The organism is Hydrocarboniphaga sp. (assembly GCF_028291725.1).
Taxonomy (GTDB): Bacteria; Pseudomonadota; Gammaproteobacteria; order Nevskiales; family Nevskiaceae; genus Hydrocarboniphaga.
In genome coordinates this window covers 40993-62349 of the sequence record NZ_JAQGNT010000062.1, presented here as the reverse complement: position 1 = coordinate 62349, position 21357 = coordinate 40993, and the positions used below count along the sequence as shown (strand labels likewise).

General features: G+C 65.1%; 16 protein-coding genes and 1 riboswitch. Of the genes, 5 read left to right on the top strand and 11 right to left on the bottom strand.

What is annotated here, in order from left to right:
- Nucleotides 1-17 precede the first annotated feature (17 nt).
- The 6 genes from atzF to JWQ90_RS16875 all read right to left on the bottom strand — a co-directional run bounded on the left by atzF (nt 18) and on the right by JWQ90_RS16875 (nt 8879).
- The gene (gene atzF / locus JWQ90_RS16900; RefSeq protein WP_299696166.1) at nt 18-1805 is read right to left on the bottom strand and encodes an allophanate hydrolase; all 1788 of its coding nucleotides are present in this window, start codon (nt 1803-1805) and stop codon (nt 18-20) included.
- Nucleotides 1802-5536: a 5-oxoprolinase/urea amidolyase family protein gene (locus JWQ90_RS16895; protein WP_299696165.1), complete on the bottom strand. Its 3735-nt coding sequence runs from the start codon at nt 5534-5536 to the stop codon at nt 1802-1804. The genes atzF and JWQ90_RS16895 overlap by 4 nt, the downstream gene beginning before the upstream one ends.
- A gap of 215 nt (nt 5537-5751) precedes the next feature.
- The gene (locus JWQ90_RS16890) at nt 5752-6384 is read right to left on the bottom strand and encodes an urea amidolyase associated protein UAAP2 (protein ID WP_366919537.1); all 633 of its coding nucleotides are present in this window, start codon (nt 6382-6384) and stop codon (nt 5752-5754) included.
- A gap of 145 nt (nt 6385-6529) precedes the next feature.
- Nucleotides 6530-7252, bottom strand: a complete 723-nt coding sequence (locus JWQ90_RS16885) for an urea amidolyase associated protein UAAP1 (RefSeq protein ID WP_299696163.1) — start codon at nt 7250-7252, stop codon at nt 6530-6532.
- The gene (locus tag JWQ90_RS16880) at nt 7249-8067 is read right to left on the bottom strand and encodes an ABC transporter ATP-binding protein (protein WP_299696162.1); all 819 of its coding nucleotides are present in this window, start codon (nt 8065-8067) and stop codon (nt 7249-7251) included. The genes JWQ90_RS16885 and JWQ90_RS16880 overlap by 4 nt, the downstream gene beginning before the upstream one ends.
- Nucleotides 8064-8879, bottom strand: coding sequence for an ABC transporter permease subunit (locus tag JWQ90_RS16875; protein ID WP_299696161.1), 816 nt, complete (start codon nt 8877-8879; stop codon nt 8064-8066). The genes JWQ90_RS16880 and JWQ90_RS16875 overlap by 4 nt, the downstream gene beginning before the upstream one ends.
- Before the next feature lie 114 nt (nt 8880-8993).
- Nucleotides 8994-9115: riboswitch (guanidine-I (ykkC/yxkD leader) on the bottom strand.
- A 407-nt stretch (nt 9116-9522) separates the two neighbouring features.
- On the opposite strand from JWQ90_RS16875, the gene JWQ90_RS16870 reads away from it, so the two are divergent.
- The 5 genes from JWQ90_RS16870 (at nt 9523) to JWQ90_RS16850 (ending at nt 17275) form a co-directional block, all read left to right on the top strand.
- Entirely contained in the window at nt 9523-10251 is a 729-nt protein-coding gene (locus tag JWQ90_RS16870; protein WP_299696160.1) for a TetR/AcrR family transcriptional regulator, read from the top strand.
- 25 nt (nt 10252-10276) lie between these two features.
- Nucleotides 10277-11623: a TolC family outer membrane protein gene (locus tag JWQ90_RS16865; protein WP_299696159.1), complete on the top strand. Its 1347-nt coding sequence runs from the start codon at nt 10277-10279 to the stop codon at nt 11621-11623.
- 68 nt (nt 11624-11691) lie between these two features.
- Nucleotides 11692-12876 (top strand): efflux RND transporter periplasmic adaptor subunit, encoded by a 1185-nt coding sequence (locus JWQ90_RS16860; RefSeq protein WP_299696158.1) that lies wholly within the window; start codon nt 11692-11694, stop codon nt 12874-12876.
- 113 nt (nt 12877-12989) lie between these two features.
- Nucleotides 12990-16121 carry an efflux RND transporter permease subunit gene (locus JWQ90_RS16855; RefSeq protein ID WP_299696157.1) on the top strand — a complete coding sequence of 1044 codons (3132 nt, stop codon included), beginning with the start codon at nt 12990-12992 and terminating at the stop codon, nt 16119-16121.
- 11 nt (nt 16122-16132) lie between these two features.
- The gene (locus tag JWQ90_RS16850; RefSeq protein WP_299696156.1) at nt 16133-17275 is read left to right on the top strand and encodes a CaiB/BaiF CoA-transferase family protein; all 1143 of its coding nucleotides are present in this window, start codon (nt 16133-16135) and stop codon (nt 17273-17275) included.
- A 69-nt stretch (nt 17276-17344) separates the two neighbouring features.
- On the opposite strand, the gene JWQ90_RS16845 is transcribed toward JWQ90_RS16850, so the two are convergent.
- The 5 genes from JWQ90_RS16845 to asd are packed head-to-tail and all read right to left on the bottom strand — an operon-like array spanning nt 17345 to nt 21354.
- The gene (locus tag JWQ90_RS16845; protein WP_299696155.1) at nt 17345-18685 is read right to left on the bottom strand and encodes a glycosyltransferase; all 1341 of its coding nucleotides are present in this window, start codon (nt 18683-18685) and stop codon (nt 17345-17347) included.
- A gap of 3 nt (nt 18686-18688) precedes the next feature.
- Complete coding sequence (locus JWQ90_RS16840; RefSeq protein WP_299696154.1) at nt 18689-19225, bottom strand: GNAT family N-acetyltransferase; 537 nt, start codon at nt 19223-19225, stop codon at nt 18689-18691.
- A complete protein-coding gene (locus tag JWQ90_RS16835) occupies nt 19222-19728 on the bottom strand; it encodes a hypothetical protein (RefSeq protein ID WP_299696153.1) in 507 nt (168 codons plus the stop codon). Before JWQ90_RS16835 ends, JWQ90_RS16840 begins: the two co-directional genes overlap by 4 nt.
- Nucleotides 19729-19775: 47 nt before the next feature.
- The gene (locus JWQ90_RS16830; protein ID WP_299696152.1) at nt 19776-20390 is read right to left on the bottom strand and encodes an Mpo1-like protein; all 615 of its coding nucleotides are present in this window, start codon (nt 20388-20390) and stop codon (nt 19776-19778) included.
- A 34-nt stretch (nt 20391-20424) separates the two neighbouring features.
- Nucleotides 20425-21354, bottom strand: coding sequence for an archaetidylserine decarboxylase (gene asd, locus JWQ90_RS16825; RefSeq protein ID WP_299696151.1), 930 nt, complete (start codon nt 21352-21354; stop codon nt 20425-20427).
- Nucleotides 21355-21357: the final 3 nt, after the last annotated feature.

Below are 21357 nucleotides of genomic sequence, written 5' to 3'. Positions count from 1 at the left end.
CTCTCACCGCTTCCAACTCAGATGCGCGCCGACAGCCAGGCGCGCCAGCCGCCGAAAGCGGTGATGTCTTCGGCGCCGGCCAGACCGCTGCTTTCGCAGATGAAGCCGGTTTCCCAGCTCCCGTCGGCCAGCTGCAGCTTGCCCAGCCCCAGCGGTGCCGGAATCCCGGTCAGGAACGAGCCGAGTTCGGCGCTCGGCAGCTCCCAGACTTCGACTTCGATCGCGGCGCCGCCGGTGTCGCTGCGCAGCATCGCGGGCCGCTTGATCGGACCGCCGGCCAGCGCATAGAGCCGGTAGTTCGGCGCCGACAGGGTTTTCTCGATCAGCCGCGCGCCGCGAGTCAGCAGCTGGTGATTCAGCGGCAGGCCTTGCAGATGAGCGCCGCAGACGACGACGCGGGCGCGGTCGCTGGCAATGGTCGCGATCGGACTTGCGGCCGCGGTTGCGAACAAGGCATCCGACAGCGACTGCGCGCTGCCGATCAGATACTGGTCGGTGAAGGCGCGGCCGAACAGGGTCACGCCCCAAGGCAGGCCGTTGGCCAGAAAGCCGGCCGGCGTCGCGACCGCCGCGTAGTCGAGCAGGTTCATGAAGTTGGTGTACAGGCCGAGTTCGCTGTTGCGCAGCACCGGCTCGGCCTGGAGTTCGGCAATCGTCGGCGCGCGTGCATAGGTCGGCGTCATCACGAAATCGAGGCCGTCGATCGCACGATCGCACTCGGCTTTCAGTGCCTGCAGACGATGCTGGCTCTGGAACAGCGTCGCGGCGCTGGTGTCGCGTGACGGCGCGACGATCTGGCGGATCACCGGCAGCACCGCCTGCGGATCGCGCTCGATCATGTCGCCGAACGCGGCATAGCGCTCGGCGGCATACGGGCCTTCGTAGAGCAGCCGTGCCGCCGCCATGAACGGCGCAAAATCGATTTCGACGGCAACACCGCCGAGTGATTCCAGCGCCGCCCTTGCGCTGGCAAACAGGCGCGGTGCTTCGCGGCAATCCAGCCATTCCGGCGCCGCCGGAATGCCGAAACGGAATGATCCCGCGGCACCGGCATGGCGCGCGGCGTTCCAGGCCGGATTGCGGCGGCTGTAGGCATCGGCCTGATCGATACGCGCGGTCAGCGCGAGCAGCTCGCCGGCTTCGCGCGGCTGCCGCGTCAGGAACGCGATGCAGTCGAGGCTGCGGCAGGCCGGCACCACGCCGTGCGTCGACACGATGCCGCGCGTCGGCTTGGTGCCGGCCAGGTGATTCAGCGCCGCCGGAATGCGGCCCGAGCCCGCGGTGTCGGTGCCGAGCGCGAAACTCGCCAGGCCGAGTGCGACGGCGAGCGCCGAGCCGGAGCTGGAACCGCCGCTGGGATATTCGGCGACGCGCGAGTTGCGGCAGCCGCCATAGGGAGAGCGCTGGCCGTTCAGGCCGGTCGCGAACTGGTCGAGATTGGTCTTGCCGGTGGGCAGCGCGCCGAGTTCGATCAGGCGCGCGACCACCGTTGCCGACTGGCTCGGCGTATAGGCATAAGCAGGGCAGGCAACCGTGGTCGGGATGCCGGCGAGGTCGATGTTGTCCTTGATCGCGAACGGCAGCCCGTACAGCGGCAGCTCGTCCGGCTGGCGCTGCTCCAGCGCGAGCAGGTAGGGCTCGAGTTCGGCGGCGTCGAGCGGATGGATATAGACGTTGTAGCCGGACAGCGATTGCGCGCGGGCGCGCAGTTGCAACATCAGCGCGCGCGGCGTCAGCCGCTGCTCGCGATACGCGGCGCGCAGCGCGTCGAAAGACAGGTCGATCGTTGGGGTCTGCCGGGTCATGCCGCGCGTTCCTCGATGGTCAGCATCAGTGTTCCGGCCTGCAGCGAAGATCCCGGCTGCACGAAGCAGCGGCGCAGCAGGCCGGATGCCGGCGCGACGACCTGGATCTCCATCTTCATCGCCTCGAGCACCGCAACGACCTCGCCGGCGGCGACCTGCTGGCCGACCTGCGCCTGCAGCTGCCACAGATTGCCGGCGACCGGCGAGTACACGCCCTGCTCGCCGTCTTCGAGTTCGATCGCATCGGCCGGCGCCGCCTGCGCTTCCTGGCTTTCGAAATGGGCCAGTCCGGTGGCGGCCCAGTGTGCGCGCTCGTCGTTGAAGGCCGCGCGCTGACGATCTCGGAACGCGGCGATGGATTCAGCCTGTTGCTCGAGGAAGGCTTCGTACTCGGCCAGATCCAGTGTGCTTTCCTCGATCCGCAGGGGGTAGCGGCCCAGCGGAAACCGGCGGCGGATCTCCAGCAGTTCTTCGGCGCTGACCTCGTAGAAACGGATCTGGTCGAAGAAGCGCAGCAAATAGGGCTGGCCGTCGAATGCCGGCAGCGGATCATTGCGATTCCACATCTGCAGGGTGCGGCCGACGAACTGGTAACCGCCCGGGCCTTCCATGCCGTAGACGCACATGTAGGCGCCGCCGATGCCGACCGCGTTCTCCGGCGTCCAGGTGCGCGCCGGGTTGTACTTGGTCGTGACCAGGCGATGCCGCGGATCGAGAGGCGTCGCGACCGGCGCACCGAGATAGACATCGCCGAGGCCGAGCACCAGGTAGCTCGCATCGAACACGATGCGCTTGACCTCGTCGATGCTGGCGAGTCCGTTGACGCGGCGGATGAACTCCAGGTTGGACGGACACCAGGGCGCATTCGGGCGCACCGTCGTCATGTATTTTTCGATTGCGAGCTTCGTTGCCGGATCGTCCCAGGACAACGGCAGATGCACGATGCGCGACGGCAGCCGGATGTCGCGGGCGTCGTGAAAACGCCGCCACAGTGCGGCGACTTCATCGAGCAGCGTCTGCAAGGTGAGCATCGGGGGCTGGTAGTGAATCTGCAGGCTGCGTACGCCCGGCGTCACATCGACGACACCGTCGAGTTTGCGCTCGACGAACGCCGTCATCAGCGCATCGACGCGGAAGCGCAGCGCCAGATCGAGTTCGGCATCGCCGAATTCCAGCAGCAGATGAGTGTCGCCCGAAAGGCGCGCGACCAGCCGCGCGGAGCCGCTGCCGGTTTCGAGCAGGATCGGGGAGTGCAGCACGTTGCTTGTCTCCTTCCCCCGCAAGCGGGGGAAGGCTGGGATGGGGGCATTCGTCGCGGAGCTGCTCTGATCGTCGCGCCCCCACCCGCGTTTGGCTTGGTCGCGGAGTGGCCAATGCCACTCCGCGATAGGCCAAACGCCTCCCCCGCAGGCGGGGGAGGGAGAAATATGTTCGATCTCGTTCAGGCGCTCTGCGAAAAGCTCGCGCGCCGCCTCGTAACTCACCTCGACAAACCGCAGCTTATCGCCGGCCTTCAGCTGCCCCAGCTGCCACAGATCCGCTTCGATCACCGTCACCGGGCAGACAAAGCCGCCGAGGCTGGGCCCGTCGGGCCCGAGGATGACCGGCATGTCGCCGGTGAAATCCACCGCGCCGATCGCGTAGGCGTTGTCGTGGATATTGGACGGATGCAGGCCGGCTTCGCCGCCGTCCTCGCGTACCCATTCCGGCTTGGGCCCGATCAGGCGGACGCCGGTGCGCGACGAATTGAAATGCACTTCCCAGTCGGCATCGAAGAAGCGCTGCATGTAGGCGGCCGTGAAATATTCCGGCGCCGCGTGCGGGCCGTAGAGCACGCGCAGCTCGCGTACCGCAGGCAAGCGGCAATCGACCGCGAGCTGCGCACCGGCCGAGCGATCCCGCAGCGGCAGCAGATGCAGCACGTCGCTGGCCGCCAGCGCGCGGCCACCATGACCACCGAACTGCCCGAGCGTGAACGTGCTGCGTGATCCCAGATAGTCGGGCAGCTGCACGCCGCCCCGTATACAAAGATAGGCGCGCGCGCCGGCTCCGGCGATGCGGCCGATGGCGAGCGTCGAACCGGCGTCGACCAACAGGCTGACATTCATCGCGACCGCGTCGCCGTCCAGCGTCACCGGCAAGCTCGCGCCGGTGACCGCGATCACCGCGTCGGTGTTGAAACGCAGCGTTGGCCCGGCCAGCGTGATTTCGAATGCGGCGGCCTCGGGCGGATTGCCGAGCAGGGCATTGCCCAGACGCAGCGCGCGATCGTCCATCGGCCCCGAAGGCGGTATGCCGACGTCCCAGTAACGCAGGCGTCCGGGCCAGTCCTGCACCGTGGTCTGCGTGCCCGGCGCCAGCACTTCCAGCGTATGCGGCCGGTAGTGCAGGCCTTCGAGGCAGCGCGTCCAGGCGCGGCCCTCGACATACGGTGCGAAGGCCAGAATCTGGCGCAGATAATCGCGATTCGTTTCCAGGCCATAGAGTTCGGTTCGCGCCAGCGCCTCATCGAGCGCGGCACGCGCCTGTTCGCGCGTGTTGGCATGCACGATCACTTTGGCGATCATCGGGTCGAACCAAGGCGGCACCTCGCTGCCGCTGCGCACCCAGGTGTCGATGCGCAGCGCGTGGCCGTCGGCTTGAGGAAAGCGCACCAGGCTCAGGCGGCCCGGGCTGGGCCGGAAGTCGCGGCCCGGATCTTCGGCGTAGACCCGCGCCTGCATCGCGTGGCCTTGCGGCTTCAGCGCGGCCGCGAGTTCGCTCAGCGGCGGCAGATCGCCGGATGCGAGCTTCAGCATCCAGCTCACCAGATCGACGCCGAACACCTGCTCGGTGACGCCGTGCTCGACCTGCAGCCGTGTATTCACTTCCAGAAAATAGAAGCGCTGCGCATCGTCGTCGTAGACGAACTCGACGGTGCCGGCATTGCGGTAGTCAACCGCGGCGGCGAGCTTGATCGCCGCCACCTGCAACTCGGCGCGCAGCGCATCGCTGAGCCCTGGCGCCGGCGTTTCCTCGATCACTTTCTGGTTGCGCCGCTGCACCGAGCAATCGCGTTCGCCGAGCGCGATCACGGCGCCTTTGCCGTCGCCAAAAATCTGCACTTCGATGTGCCGTGCCCGCGTGATGTATTGCTCCAGGAATACGCCGGCGTCGCGGAAGTTGTTTTCGCTGAGCCGCTTCACCGCATCGAACTGCGCGGCGAGCTCGTCGGCGCTGCGGCAGACGCGCATGCCGATGCCGCCGCCGCCGGCGGTGCTTTTCAGCATCACCGGATAGCCGACACGCTCGGCTTCGGTATGCGCGTGCGCCAGCGAATCGAGCAGCTCGGTGCCTTCGAGCAGCGGCAGGCCGTTGGCCTTGGCCAGCGCGCGGGCGGTGTGCTTCAGGCCGAAGGCGCGCATCTGCTGCGGCGTCGGCCCGATGAACGCCAGGCCGGCGGCTTCGACCGCCTCGGCGAACCTGGCGTTCTCGGACAGGAAGCCATAGCCGGGATGGATCGCCTGCGCGCCGCTGGTTTTCGCTGCAGCCAGAATTTTCGCGGCGTCGAGATAAGTCGCCGCGGCCGCGCCTTCGCCGAGACTGATCGCCTCGTCGGCGCGCTCGACATGCAGGCTGGCGAAGTCGGATTCGCTGTACACCGCGACGCTGCGCGCGCCCAGGGTTTTCAGCGTGCGCAGGATGCGGACGGCGATGGCGCCGCGGTTGGCGATCAGGACGGTGTCGAACATGCTCAGGCTCGTGAGTGTCGGGCGGTCACCACGCTCGCAGGTCGTCCCGGAGCGTAGGGCGGGTCGTGACCCGCCGTTGTCAAAGTCGGCGATATACCGGCGGGTCACGGCGCGGCCCCGACACGGTGTCGCGACAGCGTGGGTGCGGGAGGGGCCGCGTGGGCCATCGTCCGCACCCACGTCGCTGCGCTCCGACACCGTGACGATGGCCCGCCCTACGCAGCCGCCCACACCAGCACCTCGATCGGGGTGGGGTTGTAGGCGTTGCAGGGATTGTTCAGCTGCGGGCAGTTGGAGATCAGCACCAGCACATCGATCTCGGCGCACATCTCGACGTACTTGCCGGGCGCGGAAACGCCATCTTCGAACGTCAGCCCGCCGTCCGGTGTAACCGGCACGTTCATGAAGAAATTGATGTTCGCGGTCAGGTCGCGCTTGGCTAAGCGACCATCGTGCGCGATCGCGCGCAGGAAGCTGTCCCGGCAGCTGTGCATATGCCGCTTGTCCAGCGCGTAGCGCACCATGTTCGATTCCTGCGCGCAGGCGCCGCCGAGCGTGTCGTGGCGGCCGCAGGTGTCGGCGGTGATGGTCAGCAGCGTGCGGCCGAGCGTGGACTGCAGCTTCGATCCGGTGCTTAAGTAAACCTGGCGCTGTGCCCGCAGCGTCGCCTGCGCGTCGTAGCGCTCAGTGGGATCGTGCGCGTTGTAGAACAAGGTATCGACCGCCTGGTTACCGGTCAGGTCGAGAATGCGCAGTGTCTGCCCGGCGCGCACTTCGCCCAGGTAAGGCTCGCCGGCACGGACGATTTCGCGGCGGATGGCGGCTTCGGGTTTCAAGGGGCTTTCGATGAAGTTCACTTCGTGGCTCCGAGGTCTTGCATGTCGTCACGGAAAGCTTCGCGGACAAGGTCCGCTCCTACAGGGCGCGCAACGAAGGCGGCGCAGAAAGCCTGTAGGAGCGGACCTTGTCCGCGATTGAGGCCCCGCAGCATCATCACAGTGCCAGCCTTTCGGTCAGCGCCAATCCCCGCGCATTCTCTGGCCGCGACGCGCGACAGGCGGCGATTGCGGCATCCAGATCGTCAACGCGCGACACACTCAGCCGCACCGGCTTCGGCGCATAGGCGGTCACCGGATCCAGCGGATGCTGGATCGCGGTCAGCACGACCAGCGTGTCCATAGGCGCGACCAGTTCGACGAAGTCGCCGGCCTTCGAATGCGGCGTCGCAAACGCAAATCGGCCTTCATCATCGGCGACCACTTTGGAAAAGAAATTCACGTTCATCGCCAGATCGCGCCGCGTCAGCCCCCACTTGCCGATCTCGACCAGCAGGTTGTCCTGGCCGTTGCGATGGAAGCTGTTGCGCAGATCCTGAAAGTCGCCGGCACCGAACTGCTGCAGCACCTCGGCCGCATTGCTCACGCCGCCGATCGCGTCGTGCCAGCCCAGCGAGTCCTGGGTGATGCACAGCAATACGTGCCCCATGTCCGAGTACAGGCAATGGCCGGCGGTGAGTCGCGCGGAGTGCTGGCACTTCAGCGTGTCCGGCAGATTCAGGCGCTCGGTTTTCTCGCTGGCCGCGTAGGCGAGCAGCGCGAGGTTGGCACCGCCTTCCAGATCGGTGATGCGCAGGCTCTGGCCGCGCCGGATCACCGCCGACCAGTGCGCGCCGCCGGGCAGAAGGTCGCTATAAAGTTCGCCAAGCTCGTGGCTCATGAAGTGGAAACCTCGCGCGTGCTGAGTTGCGTCACCAGATCCGGCGGCAGTGCATCGAGCACGGCCGCGCGGCGATCCTGGTTCAGCGGGATGTCGTAGGTGATGCGCGCGCCGTAGGCCTGGGGGTGCTGCGGATCGACGCGCAGCTTGTCGAATACCAGCAGCCGCGTGCCCAGGCGAAAGCCTTCGGATAGATCGTGCGTGACCATGAACACGGTGACGCCGGTCTGCTTCCAGAGATCGAGCAGCAGCCCATGCATGTCGCGGCGGATGCCGGGGTCGAGCGCGCCGAAAGGCTCGTCGAGCAGCAGCACGCGCGGCCGCATCACCAGCGCCTGCGCCAGCGCCAGACGCTGCTGCATGCCGCCGGACAGGCGCGACGGGTACAGCGCCATCGAATGCGTCAGCCCGACCGAAGCCAGCATCTGCTCGGCGGTTTCGCGCGCCTGGCGCTTTGCGCTGCCATACAGCCGGCCGACGACGCGCGCCGCCTGCAATTCGAGCCCGAGCATCACGTTGTCGCGCACGGTCAGATGCGGGAACACCGAGTAGCGCTGGAACACGATGCCGCGCGTGGCGTCGGGCTCGGCTGCGAGCGCGGCGCCGTCGAGCAGGATGCGCCCGCGGCTCGGTGATTCCTGGCCCAGCAGCAGGCGCAGGAAAGTGGATTTGCCGCAACCGGACGCACCGACCAGGGTGCAGAATTCGCCGCGATTCACGCTTAGCGAGACGTTCTCCAGCACCACGTGCGGGCCGTATTCCTGCCAGATATGGCGGAACTCGAGAAACGCCGCCGCCTCCGCCGGTGCGCTCATTTGCCGCTCTCCGCGAACCACGGGAACGCGCGTGCGGTCAGTCGCCGCAGCAGCCAGTCCATCGAGTAGGCGAGCAGCGTGATCCAGGCGACATAGGGCAGGATCACGTCCATCGCGAGATAACGGCGCATCAGGAAGATGCGATAGCCGAGGCCGTCGGTGGAGGCGATCGCCTCCGCCGAAATCAGGAACAGCCAGGCGCAGCCGAGTTGCAGGCGCAAGGCGATCAGCAGTCGCGGCAGCAGCTGTGGCAGCACCACGCGCGTGATCGTGGTCCAGGTGTTCGCGCCCAGGGTCTGCGCCTTGATCAGCAGTTCGCGCGGCATCTGCAGCGCCTGGTGCTCGAGATCGCGCACCAGCATCGGCGCGACACCGATGGTGATCAGCATGACTTTGGACAGCTCGTCCAGGCCGAACACGATGAACAGGATCGGCAGCACCGCCAGCGGCGGAATCATCGACAGCACCGCCACCAGCGGCGACACCGGCGCCGCGAACAGCGGCAGCGTACCGGCGGCGATGCCGAACACCAGGCCGATCGCCGCTGACAATCCCAGGCCCAATGCCAGGCGGCGCAGGCTCGCGCCGGTATCGGCCCACAGCAGATAGCGGCCGCTGCGCGTGTCCTGTTCGAAGCCCATGTGCTGGACCGCCGTGACCATCTGCGCCGCGCTGGGCAGCAGCTTGTCGTCGGGATTGACCGCGTGACGCTGGGCCGAGGCGCTCAGGTAGATCAGTGCCATCAGCAGCAGCGGCAACAGTGCCAGGCCGATGCGCAGCCCGGGCGTCGGCACGCGGTTGATCAGCCGCATGGCGCGAGCCTGCGACTGGAGAAGGCGAACTCGATGGCGCTCATGCGAACCTCGGCAGCGTTACAACGGTGGGCGGAAGACCTCACGCAAAGTCGCTCGTGAAAGCGCAACGTGATCTCCCGGGCTTTTATCCCGCCGTGTAACCCCAATCGGTATGAACCGTGCTGCTGAGGTCGTCGACTCTCGGTCCAGGCGCCGCAGCAGCTGCTGCAGCCGGAACCCTAGTCGACTATTGGCCTGCATCCTGGCCTAGGGCCTGCTGACCACTAGGCGGTCGCTGCGCTGGCCCCGAAAAGGGCGCAGTGCAAGGAACGACCGACGCAGTGTACTCAATGTACACAAGGAGGGAGAGACGCCGCAATGCGCCCTTTTCGGGGCCAGCCCTCCGGGTTGCCGCCCAACAGACGGCCATACCGCGTTGCTCGTCGTCACCATAGTCACCACTATGCTTCCTCCTCGCGCCTTGTCTGGCCGTCTGTTGGGCGGCAACGCAGCGATCGACTAGTGGTCAGCGGGCCCTAGACGTCGCTTCGGGTCAACGGATCGCTAGAAGCATGCCGCCCTTCGGGCAATGTTCGCGCAAGGGATATCTTGATCTCCGCTCCGTTCTTGAACATAATTCAAAAAAAGAACGGATGCGGTTGTGGGAACCAGGGAGCGACGCCAGAGGGAACTGGGCAACCGGGAGCAACTGATCCTGGAGACCGCGCGCGAGCTGATCCGCAGCGAGGGCCTGCTGAACCTGCAGATGGCCCGGATCGCCGAGAAATGCGAATACGCGGTCGGCACCCTGTACCAGCATTTCGCGTCCAAGGAAGACCTGCTGCTGGAGTTGACGCGGCAGGACGTGGTCGAGCACGCCGAGTTGATCGAGCGCCTGGCGCGGTGGCGGGCGCCGCCCCGCGAGCGCATTTTCGGGATCGCGGTCGCCGACATGCTGTTCGTGCGCCGCAGCCCCGACCACTTCCGCATGTCCCAGTACGCATTTTGCGAGGTAGTCTGGACCGCGGCTTCGGCGGCGCGCCGCCAGTCCGTGCTCGACGCCGAGGCGCCGATCGCGGCGATCGCGGTCGGCATCGTCAACGATGCCGTCGCGGCCGGTTCGCTCGACCTCAGGGGCATGCCGGCCGAGCAGGTCTGCCTGGGGCTTTGGGCGCTGGTGGTCGGCATGCACAACCTGGTGCACACGGAAGGGGTGATGCATCCGTTCGCGGTGCCCGATCCCTACCGCCTGATGTGCCGTCATCTGCAGTCGCTATTGAACGGTCAGGGCTGGCAGCCCTACTTCGACGTGTCCGACGATGCGGCGCTCGACGCATTGATACAGAGAATTTTCACCGAGGTGTTCGATGAACAATGCTGCGAGGTCTGAGACCTTGCCCCGCCTGAGTCGCGGCATGATCCGCCGCGTGCTCGGGGCCGCCGGCGTTGCCGCAGTCTGTGTCTGCGGCAACGCCGGCGCGATGAGCCTGAGCGAGGCCTACGACGCCGCGCGCACGCACGATCCCACTGCGGCGGTGTTCGAGGCGCAGTTCGAGTCCGACCGCGAGGCCGGCATCATCGAGCGCGCGACGATCCGGCCGACTGTCGATTTACAGGGCACCGGCACCTATGCCGACACCCGGTCGAAAGGTGTGTTCGGCAGCGCCCAGGACGACTATCCGACCTGGGGCGCGACCGCGAAGCTGCGTCAGCCACTGTTCCGGCTCGACTGGTTCGCGATCGGCGATCGCGCCGACGCGCTCGAAAGCCAGGCCGAGCTGACGCTGCGCAGCGCGAGGCTTGATCTGCAGCGCCGTGTCGCCGAGCGCTACTTCAACGTGCTGATCGCGCAGAGCCAGCTCGACCAGGCCGAGGCTGAGGCGCAGGCCGTCGACCAGTCGCTGGAAGACACGCGCAAGCGCTACGAAGTCGAACTGGTGCCGGGTACGGATCTGAAGGAAGCGCAGGCGCGCCAGGATCTGGCGCAGGCGCAGCGTGTGACGGCGCGGCGCAATCTGGAAAACGCGCGCGACGAGTTGCAGGAGACCACCGGTAACGGCGCGGCGGCGCTGCCGGCGCTGCCGGCGCAGGTCACGTTTCCGGCGCTGATGCCGGCGACCGCCGAGGAATGGGTCGCCGCCGCGCGCGCCGCCAGCCCGCGCATCGCCAGCGCGCAGGTCGCTGCGGAGATCGCGCGCACGCGCTCCGAGACCACGCGTGCGCAGGCCTACCCGACGCTGGATCTGGTCGGCAGCGCCGGCCGCGACGACACCAGCCACTACGCGTTCGGCTCACGCACCGACGATGCGCGCATCGGCGTCGAACTCAACATACCGATCTACGCGGGTGGCGCGACCCGCGCCGGTCTGCGTCAGGCGGCTGCGCAGCAGCGCGCTGCTGCGGCGGATTTCGAGCGCATCCAGCGCGAAACCGAGCGCGAGACCCGGCAGCTGTTCCGCAGCGTCGAGACCGCGTACATCGAGAACCGCGCCTATGAGAAATCGGTGACCTCGGCGGAAGCCGCGCAGGCGGCGACGCGTAACGGCTACGACGCCGGCACGCGCACCATCACCGACGTGCTCAATGCGCAGAGTCAGCTGGTGCAGGCGCGGCTCGACCTGTCGACCACGCGCTACAACCTGCTGCTGAACCTGCTGCAGCTCAAGCAGACCGTTGGTCGCCTGAGCGAGCGCGATTTCGCCGAGATCGACGCGCTGCTGCTGGCGCCGCAGGCGCAGCAGAACAACGACTTGAAGAACTGATCGACCTATACCACAGCGGTTCCTGCGCGGATCGCAAGCGGCAACACGAAAAGGCTGGGAAAGCGGATATGACCAAGAGAATGATCATCGTGCTGGTGGCATGCGTGCTGGTGTTCGGCGCCGTGTTCGGCGGCAAGCTTTTCATGACCAAGATGATGAACCAGTACGTCGACTCGATGCCGGTGCCGGCGGCAACGGTGTCGGCCGGCGCGGTTCAGGCCATGACCTGGGACAACAAGCTCGAGGCGATCGGCACGCTGGTGCCGGTCAATGGCGCCGACGTGACCGCCGAAGTCGGTGGCATCGTCACCCAGGTGCTGTTCGAATCGGGGCGACAAGTCGCCAAGGGCGCGCGCCTGCTGACTCTGGATTCCGCCTCCGAACTCGGCGAGCTGAACCGGCTCAAGGCAAATGCCGAGTTGAGCGAACTCAACCGTGTACGCCGCGAGAAACTGTTCAAACTCGAGGCGATTGCCAAGTCCGATTACGACGCTGCGGTCTCCGAAGCCAACGCCGCCAAAGCGGCGGTACAGTCGCAGACCGCGCTGCTGGCGAAGAAGGATATCCGCGCACCGTTCGCCGGCCAGCTCGGCATTCGCCGGGTCACCGTTGGCGAGTACCTGCAGCCGGGCACCGCGATCGTCACGCTGCAGTCGGTCGATCCCATCGAGTTCGATTTCGATCTGCCCGAGCAGTACGTCGGCGTGGTGCAGCCGGGCTTCAAGGTCGCGGTTACGGTCGACTCGTATCCGGGCAATGCATTCGACGGCGCGGTGCTGGCGATCGAGCCGCGCGTGGACGTGGCGACGCGCAATTTCAAGCTGCGCGCGCGTATGCCCAATCCGGATCGCAAGCTGACGCCGGGCCAGTTCGGCCGCGTCAAGCTGGCGCTGCCGGGCGAGCGCAATCTGCTGGTGGTGCCGCGTACCGCGATCAGCTACAGCTCGTATGGCACCGCGGTTTTCGTCGTCCAAAAGAAGCCTGCGGCGACGCCGGGCAGCGATGCTGCCGAGCCCGCAAAGAAGGCCGCTGCCGGCCCGGCCTCGCCGCCGGCTGCCGATCTGATCGTGATCCAGCGCTTCGTCAAACTCGGCGAAGTGCGCGGCGATTTCGTTGCGGTGATCGACGGCCTCAAGCCCGGTGAGCAGGTCGCCACCTCCGGCCTGCTGAAGCTGCGCAACGAACAGCCCGTGATCATCAACAACTCGATCCAGCCCGAGCTGCAACTCAACCCGAAGCCTGCGGAGAGCTGAGATGAGAATGCCGAAATCCTTGTCGGGCGGCTGCAACGAACAGCCGGTGATCATCGTCATCAACTGGATCCAGCCCGAGCTCGATCTGAACCCGAAGCCGGCGGAGAGCTGAAATGCATTTCACCGACATCTTCATCAAGCGGCCGGTGCTGGCATCGGTTATCAGTCTGGTGATCCTGCTGCTCGGCCTGCGCGCGGCGACCACCTTGACAATCCGCGAATATCCGTACCTGCAGAACGCGCAGGTCAACGTGACGGTCGCGTATCCGGGCGCCGACGCCTCGTTGATGGAAGGCTTCATCACTACCCCGCTGGAACGCGAGATCGCGACTGCCGACGGCATCGACTTCCTGACGTCGAGCTCCGCCCAGGGCCTGAGCACGATCACCGCGAACTTGCGCCTGAACAAGAACCCCAACGAGGCGATCACCGAGATTTCGGCCAAGGTCAACAAGCTGCGCAGCCAGTTGCCACAGGCCTCGGACGACCCGGTGGTCGAATTGACCGAGGCCGGTGGCACCGCGTCGATGTACCTGTCGTTTTACTCCGATGTGCTGGATGCCAGCCAGATCAACGACTACGTGACGCGTATCGTGCTGCCGCAGCTGGCCGCGATACCCGGCGTGCAGCGCGCGGACCTGCAGGGCGGCTTCGACTACGCGCTGCGCGTCTGGCTCAGGGGTGACCGGCTCGCTGCGCACAATCTCACCGCGGGTGAGGTGACGGCGCAGATCCGTAACCAGAACGTGATTGCGGCAGTCGGCGAAACCAAGGGCGCCGACGTGCGCATCGGCATTTCCGCGCGCACCGATCTGCGCAAGCCCGAGGACTTCGAGCAGCTCGTGGTCAAGACCGACGGCGCTTCGGTCACGCGGCTGAAGGATGTCGCCGACGTGCAGCTCGGTTCGTCCAGCTACGATGGCGGCGCCACCTGGAACCTGCAGAGCGCGGTGTTCATCGGTATCAAGGCCCGGCCCGATGCCAACGTGCTCGAAGTGACCCAGGCGGTGAAGGACATGTGGCCGAGCGTGCATCAGAATCTGCCGCAAGGCCTGGAGGCGCGCATCGCGTATGACGGCACCGACTACGTGCGCGACGCCGTCAAGGAAGTGCAGAAGACCCTGGCCGAGGCGATGATCATCGTCATCGTCGTGATCTTCCTGTTCCTCGGCTCGATCCGTAATTCAATGATCCCGGCGGTCACCGTGCCGCTGTCGCTGATGGGCGGCGTGTTCTTCATGCTGGTGCTCGGCTACAGCTTCAATCTGCTGACCTTGCTGGCGATGGTGCTGGCGATCGGCATGGTCGTCGATGACGCGATCATCGTCATGGAGAACATCCACCGGCATATGGAGGACGGCATGACGCCGCTGGACGCCAGCATCCGCGGCGCGCGCGAACTGGTCGGCCCGGTGATCGCGATGACGATCACACTGGTGTCGGTGTACGCGCCGATCGGCTTTCTGACCGGCATTACCGGCAAGCTGTTCTCGGAGTTCGCATTCACGCTGGCCGCGAGCGTGTTCATCTCCGGCGTCATCGCGCTGACACTGACGCCGATGATGTGCAGCAAGCTGTTGCGCTCCACGCACGGCGGCGACGGCGTCAAGCCCAACAAGCTGGCGCTGTACCTGGACGGCAAGTTCGAGACCTGGCGCCATGGCTACAAGCAGCGTTTGCACGGCGCTCTGAACACCGTGCACGTGATCGGTGTATTCGGGGCGATCGTATTTGCGTCCTGTTTCGCCCTGGCGTTTTCTACGCCCGGCGAGCTGGCGCCGCAGGAGGACTTCGGGTTCGCGTTCGCGATCATCGAGACTGATGGCTACTCGACGATGGAGTACATGGACCGCTACTTCATGGAGGTGCAGAAGGTTGCCAAGGCCGATCCCAGCATCGACCGTATTTTCGGCTTCACGATCGGCAGCGGCGGCAATACCAACCAGAGCTTTATGGGCATGATCATGAAGCCCTGGAAGCAGCATCCGAAGCCGACGGATCAGGTGCTGGCCGGGCTGATGCCGAAAATGGCCGAGATTTCCGGCGTGCGCTTCGCCGGCATCCAGCCGCCGGCACTGCCGACGCCGGGACAGGGTTATCCGGTGGAGTTCGTGCTCAAGTCCACCGCCGATCCGGTCGCGATGTCGCGCGTCGCCGACGAAGTGGTCGGCCGCGCGATGGCCTCGAAGAAGTTCTTCTACGCCGCGCCCAACCTGCGCATCGACAGGCCTGAGGCGGTTATCGATATCGACCGCGACAAGGCCGCGCTGATGGGTGTGAGCATGCAGCAGCTCAGCGCCGACCTGTCGGCCCTGTTCGCCGGCGGCGAGGTCAACCGCTTCTCCTACGACAACCGCTCGTACAAGGTGATCCAACAGGTGCAGCGAGCCGGCCGGCTCGATTCCGGCCAGATCGACGGCTTCTACACGCGCGCCGCAAGCGGCGAACTGGTGCCGATATCCACGCTGGTCAAAGTCAGTGAGCGCGTCGTGCCGCGTTCGATCGAGCACTCGCAGCAGCTGAATTCGGTGAGCATCATTGCGGTGCCGCGCCCTGACGTGACCCAGGGCGATGCGCTGGCATTCCTTGAGAAGACGGCGCAGGAAATCATGCCCAGCGGCTACCAGCTCGACTATGCCGGTGCCTCGCGCCAGTTCAAGCAGGAAGGTTCAGCGCTGCTGCTGACCTTCGCATTCGCACTGATCGTGATCTATCTGGTGCTGGCCGCGCAGTTCGAGTCGTTCACCGATCCCTTGATCATGCTGGTGACGGTGCCGATGTCGATCTGCGGCGCACTGCTGCTGATCAACATCTTCTCGATCACCAACGGCATGCAGCTGACCCACTTCCCCGGCATGACCTTGAACATCTACACCGAGGTTGGTCTGGTGACGCTGATCGGCGTGATCTCCAAGCACGGCATCCTGATCGTCGAGTTCGCCAACAAGCTGCAGCAGCAGGGCATGGCCAAGCGTGACGCGATCGAGGAGGCCGCCTCGATCCGCCTGCGACCGGTGCTGATGACCACCGCCGCGCTGGTGATCGGCATGGTGCCGCTGCTGTCCGCGTCCGGCCCCGGTGCGGCTTCGCGGTTCTGCATCGGCCTGGTGATCGCGGCCGGTATGTTCATCGGCACGCTGTTCACGCTGTACATCGTGCCGGCTGCGTATTTGTACATCGGCCGCGACTACGCGAAGATCCGCGCCGCGAAAGCGCCGACGGCGGCATTGGTGGTCGAGCACTAGAGTCTGAAGCGATGAGCACGATGAACTCCCTGCTGGCCGGTGTCCGCGTCATCGATCTGTCGCGGCTGCTGCCCGGCCCTTACTGCTCGCTGCTGCTGGCGCAGTACGGCGCGGAAGTGATCAAGGTCGAGGAGCCCGACGGCGGCGACTACGGGCGCTCGCTGGAGCCGCAGCTGTTCGAGCTGGTCAATCGCGGCAAACGCTCGGTGACCCTGGATCTGCGCCGGGCCGACGGGCTTGCCGCGTTCCTGCGCCTGATCGACACCGCCGACGTGCTGCTGGAGTCTTTCAGGCCCGGCGTGATGGACCGGCTAGGCTGCGGCTATCAGACCTTGCGCAGCCGCAATCCAAAGCTGGTCTACGCGGCGCTGACCGGCTACGGTCAGTACGGACCCCTGCGCGATGCGGCCAGTCACGACCTCAATGCGCAGGCGATTTCCGGCCTGCTCGACCAGAGCGGCGACGCCGGCCAGGCGCCGGCGATGTCGAACATCCCGATAGCCGATCTGGCCGGCGGCGCGCTGCATTGCGCATCGGCGATCCTGGCCGCGGTGATAGGTGCGCGCGGCAGCGGTACCGGCGCCTTTGTCGACGCCTCGTTGCTCGACGGCAGCTTCGCGCTGAACCTGATGGCGATGGTCGCGATCCGTCATGACGGCCGGTCGCGACCGCGCGGCAACGACATGCTCAGCGGCGGCCTGGCACGCTACGCGGTCTATGAATGCGCCGATGGCGGACATGTCGCGGTCGGCGCGCTGGAGCCCAAGTTCTGGGCGGCGTTCTGCGCGGCTGTCGAGCGTCCCGACCTGGTCGCCGACGGCAGTTCGGAGCGCACCGCGGCCGAACTGGTGGCGCTGTTCAAGACACGCACGCGCGAACACTGGGATGCACTGCTGAGCGCCGCTGACTGCTGTGCGTGCGCGGTGCTGAAACCGGAGGAGGCCATGCTCCACCCGCAGATCGTCGCGCGCGGCATGGTCGAGCGGGCAGCAGGCGGGCCGGCGTCGGCCTGCGCGGTGAAGTTCGTCGACGCCGCAGTGCCACGGCTCGCCGACGCCCCAAAACTGGGTGAGGCCAATCGCGAGCTGCTTCATGCCACCATCATCGACGCGGCGCCCGGCGACTTGCCGGACAAACTGGATTCGCGACCGTAGTGTCGTGAGTGCTCGTAAGTGCTCGTTGCCTCCAGTCAACGCTGGCGGCGAGCGTCGATTCTCAAGCGTCTAACCGGCCTCGACACGGGGCCTGATGGCCGCGCTCACTGCGACGGCGTGCGCGGCAGCGGAGTGATCCGCGAGGATCTGATCGAATATCCTCGGTATTTCGAACAGTGCCTGATTGTCGAGCCTTGCCGCATTGGCGCGAAACCTGGCCAGAACATTCCTGCGCAACATCTTTTCAACGGCCGAACTGATTTTGTCGAACCCTGTGACGACAATGCCGATCTTCTGCTCTTCAATCCAAACCGTGTTGTAGCGCTCCTGTGTCATTGTTTTACGGGTTCGTTCGACGATGACCGGCAGTCCGATATGGAGTGCCTCGCTGATGCTTCCGGGCCCCGGCTTGCCAATGAAGAAGTCGGCCAGGCGCAGGTAGGACGGCACGTCCGATGTGAATCCGACGGCATGGCAGCCGTCGATCCCCTGGAGCTTCCGCCTCAGTGCTTCGTTGTGTCCACACATCACGATCGTCTGCACCGAAGGATGGTCGTCGCGCAGCGTGTGGACGATCTGCAGAGCGGTATCCGCGCTGTAACCGCCGAACATGATCAGGGCCACCGGGCGGGCGTCATTCAGACCGATTGCCTGGCGTGTCAATACGGCGCACGGATCGACGCTTTGATAGAACTGCGGCTTCAACACCATGCCGGACACGCGGAAGATCCGGTTCGGCCGATAGCCGATTGCCCGTGCCTGGCGCATTGCCTTTTCGGTCCCGCAGACGAGGTACTGATCCTGGGCTTCCTGCCAGAAACGCGGCGGAGAATCGGCCAGATCGGTCATCACGGTGATGTAGGGAACTGTTGGCAGCACATCGCGCAAGGCGCGAAACATCACCCCGTTGAAATTCGGGATCAGCGACACGACCAGATCGGGTTTACTCTGTTGCCAATGTCGACGCAGCTGCATTTCCATCAAGGGCGATAGGGCGCGGATGCCTTGCTGCAAGGCTCTCAGGATCACCGTTGTTGCCCCAGTCCAGCCACGCTTCAGCATGGCGTTATAGACGTCCTGAGATTGGAATTTCGACAGGCGATGTACGGGATCAATGTCCTGAAGCAACTCCTGCAGATTGACCAGAGTGACCTGCCACTGCGGATAGGACTGCGTGATCACCTGCAGCAGCGCCGTCGATGCGCTCCTATGCCCGCCACCGGCATCGAAGTAAAAAAGCTCGATCATCGGCCGATGCTGTGCTGCACGAATATTGAGCGCGTGACGCGCCCCGGGATCGATGCGTAAAAACCCGGCTTTGCTCTGTACCGTAAAGCTCCGGAGCATCGCCCTCAGAGGTTTGGCTCGTTTTGCTGCGCTACCGTCGGGCATTCGGATCACCTTGGCCATTCTCTATAGTTCCAGCGGCGCCTCGATTTTGAAGAAGACATAGTCCCGCACACGGCCATTCAACTCCTTGGGTGCCTCATGGGAGAAGACTCCACCGATCTTCTTCATGGCCATGCGCGAACGCCAGTTGTTCTTGCCGACGTGAAACCAGACGATTTCTGCGCGACGGAATGCGTGACGGATCATCAGCCACTTCGCCTCAAGGTTGGTTCGCCCGCCCCAATGGCTCCGGGCCAGAAAGGTATAGCCAATCGCGATCTCCCGATCCGCCGGCATCCATTCGTAGTAGCGGGACGAGCCGATGACCCGACCCGACGCCGTGTCGACAATGACCAGCGCGCCGCCGGACGCGAGCGCATCGGAGAAGAATTGTTCGAATACCGGCCTCTGATACCGCAGCGGATCGGGATGCTGCTCCCAGATCAGCGGGTCTGAAGCCACTGCGTACAGGGCTTCGAAATCGTCGGCTCGCAGGGGAGCCAGGGAGATCGTTTCGCCGTGGAGGCGAGGCTGCAGCTCGAGATTCAGCGGGTCATTCATGCGGGCGCTCCGCAGGTCTCGTCCCGACCCGACAAGAACCCCGTGATGCTGGCGGCCGCGGTACGCGGGTGAGTGAAGAGTGCGAGATGCTTGCCCTCGATCTGCTCGACCCGCGCCTGCGGGGCGAGCGTCCGGATCTGATCCAGGCTGGACCGGCCTACCACTTCGTCGTGTGTCGATACCAGATACAGCAGTGGAGCACGGCACGACTGCAGCTGCGGCCGAGCATCGACCTGCAGTACCGCCCTTGAGCGTGCCGCGAGCGCCGTGGAGCCCACACGTCTCCAGGTCCTGGCCTTGGCCTGGCGCAATTCCTTGCTGGCATAACCCGGGATCAGCAGGCGGCTGCGTCGTATCGCGCGAACGACGGCCACCAGCGGCGACCGAAGCACGCCGCGGAAAGGGATCAGTCCGGGATGCGGCGCTGTGACGAATGAGGCACACAGGATGGTCGCGGTGACCTCGGTTCCGTCCAGACCGGGCAGCATCACCAGCGTCGTCATCGCGCTATTGATCGGCGCACCTGGATCGAGACGCTGGCAAGTACATCTTAGACCGGACGCTCGGAATACCATTCCTTCATATCGTCGTACATCGCGCCCTTGGCGATGAAATACGGCGCGCGATGGTAGATCTTGATGTCGTGGAAAGGGTCGGTGAGAATTTTCGTGCACCACACCAAACCGGATTGCACGCCCTTCAGGAAAAACAGCTGGACCGTGCGAAACAGCACCGCGCCGATGCCGACGATTAGCCATAGCACCGAGGTGTTGTAGACCAGTCCGCGATTTATTTCTGCCGAATCGAAGAATCCGAAGAACGAGGGCTCGGCATAGAGCACCATCGGCACCAGAATCCAGATGCTCAGCAGCACGATCTTGCGCTGCAGGTTGTAGCCGACTTTCACGCTCTCCTTGAACTGATGGCTGGCGTGGTTGACCTCGTCGTAGGTTTTGGGCTCGAAGAAGAAGTGGCCGATCTGGCGCAGGATCATCGCCAGCAACCAGCCCACCATGACGGCCAGTACCGGGTTGATGAACAGCAGCACGTAACTGACCAGAAAGCAGCTGGCGCTGACCAGATGCAGGGTCTGGTTGATCCGGCTGTGATGGTAGTAGCGGTGGTCGTCCCAGCGTTGCTGGTGCAGCTCTTCGAGAAAGGTCATGGCAGGCTCCGGATGATGATGGCGAGGTGCGCGTTCAGTCCAGCGTTTCACGGCTGGGCGATTCTTCTGAATGGTTCGATGCCCGCTGCTGCGCGGCGGCGGCTGTGTCGGTCAGCAGCGCCTGGCCCATGCGAATGGTCTGGCCCTGGCATACGCCCGCCGACAGCAGGTAGTTTGAAGTTGCGAACACGATGATCGTCGAACCATGCTGGAAATAGCCCATTTCTTCGCCCTTTTTGTAGCGCGCGGAACAGCGGATGCGGTTCGGGCCCTGGTAGTGCAAATCGAGATCGTCGGGCAGGCAGTGGAACTTCATACTGGCCACCAGAATCGCGGCAACCGGAACTAAGCACACGCTGCCGGCTGTCGCCAACTGGCTGAGCGGAACCACCGCGCGCTCGTTGCGGCAGTAGAGCTTTTCGATGCGCCTGAGGGCGACGGGATTGACGTTCCAGGTGTCGCCCGAGATGTAAGTGATGTCGTCGACTGTGCACGCCACCGGCGCATGAAAGCGGTGATACATGCTGGATTTCAGCCGCAGCGTGACGTAGCGGCCGTTGCGATACCGCTCTTGCAGCCCGGTATCGGGCATCAGCTCGCCGAGTTCATAGGGGAAGCCCTTGGCCTGAAACACCCGGGTTCCGTCGATGCTGCCGCATTCTCCGACGATGGCATCGCAGGGGCTTACAACGATATCCGCTCGCGCATCGATGGTACGGGCGCCTGGCTTCAGGCGCCGGGTGAAGCAGTCGTGCAGGCTCGCAAATTCGCGCTGCTCGGCTTCCTCCAAATCCAGGTCCGCGGCAAACGTCCGCCACAGGCGCAAGGACGCACGCGTCAGCGAGCGATTCTCGATACGGCTGTACCAGCCCATGAACTGGGTCAGGGCGCGTCGCGGAATTCGATTCGTCAGCAGGAAATTGAGCTGTTCATGCTGACTCAGAGATTGCAGGATGGTGGTCATGGT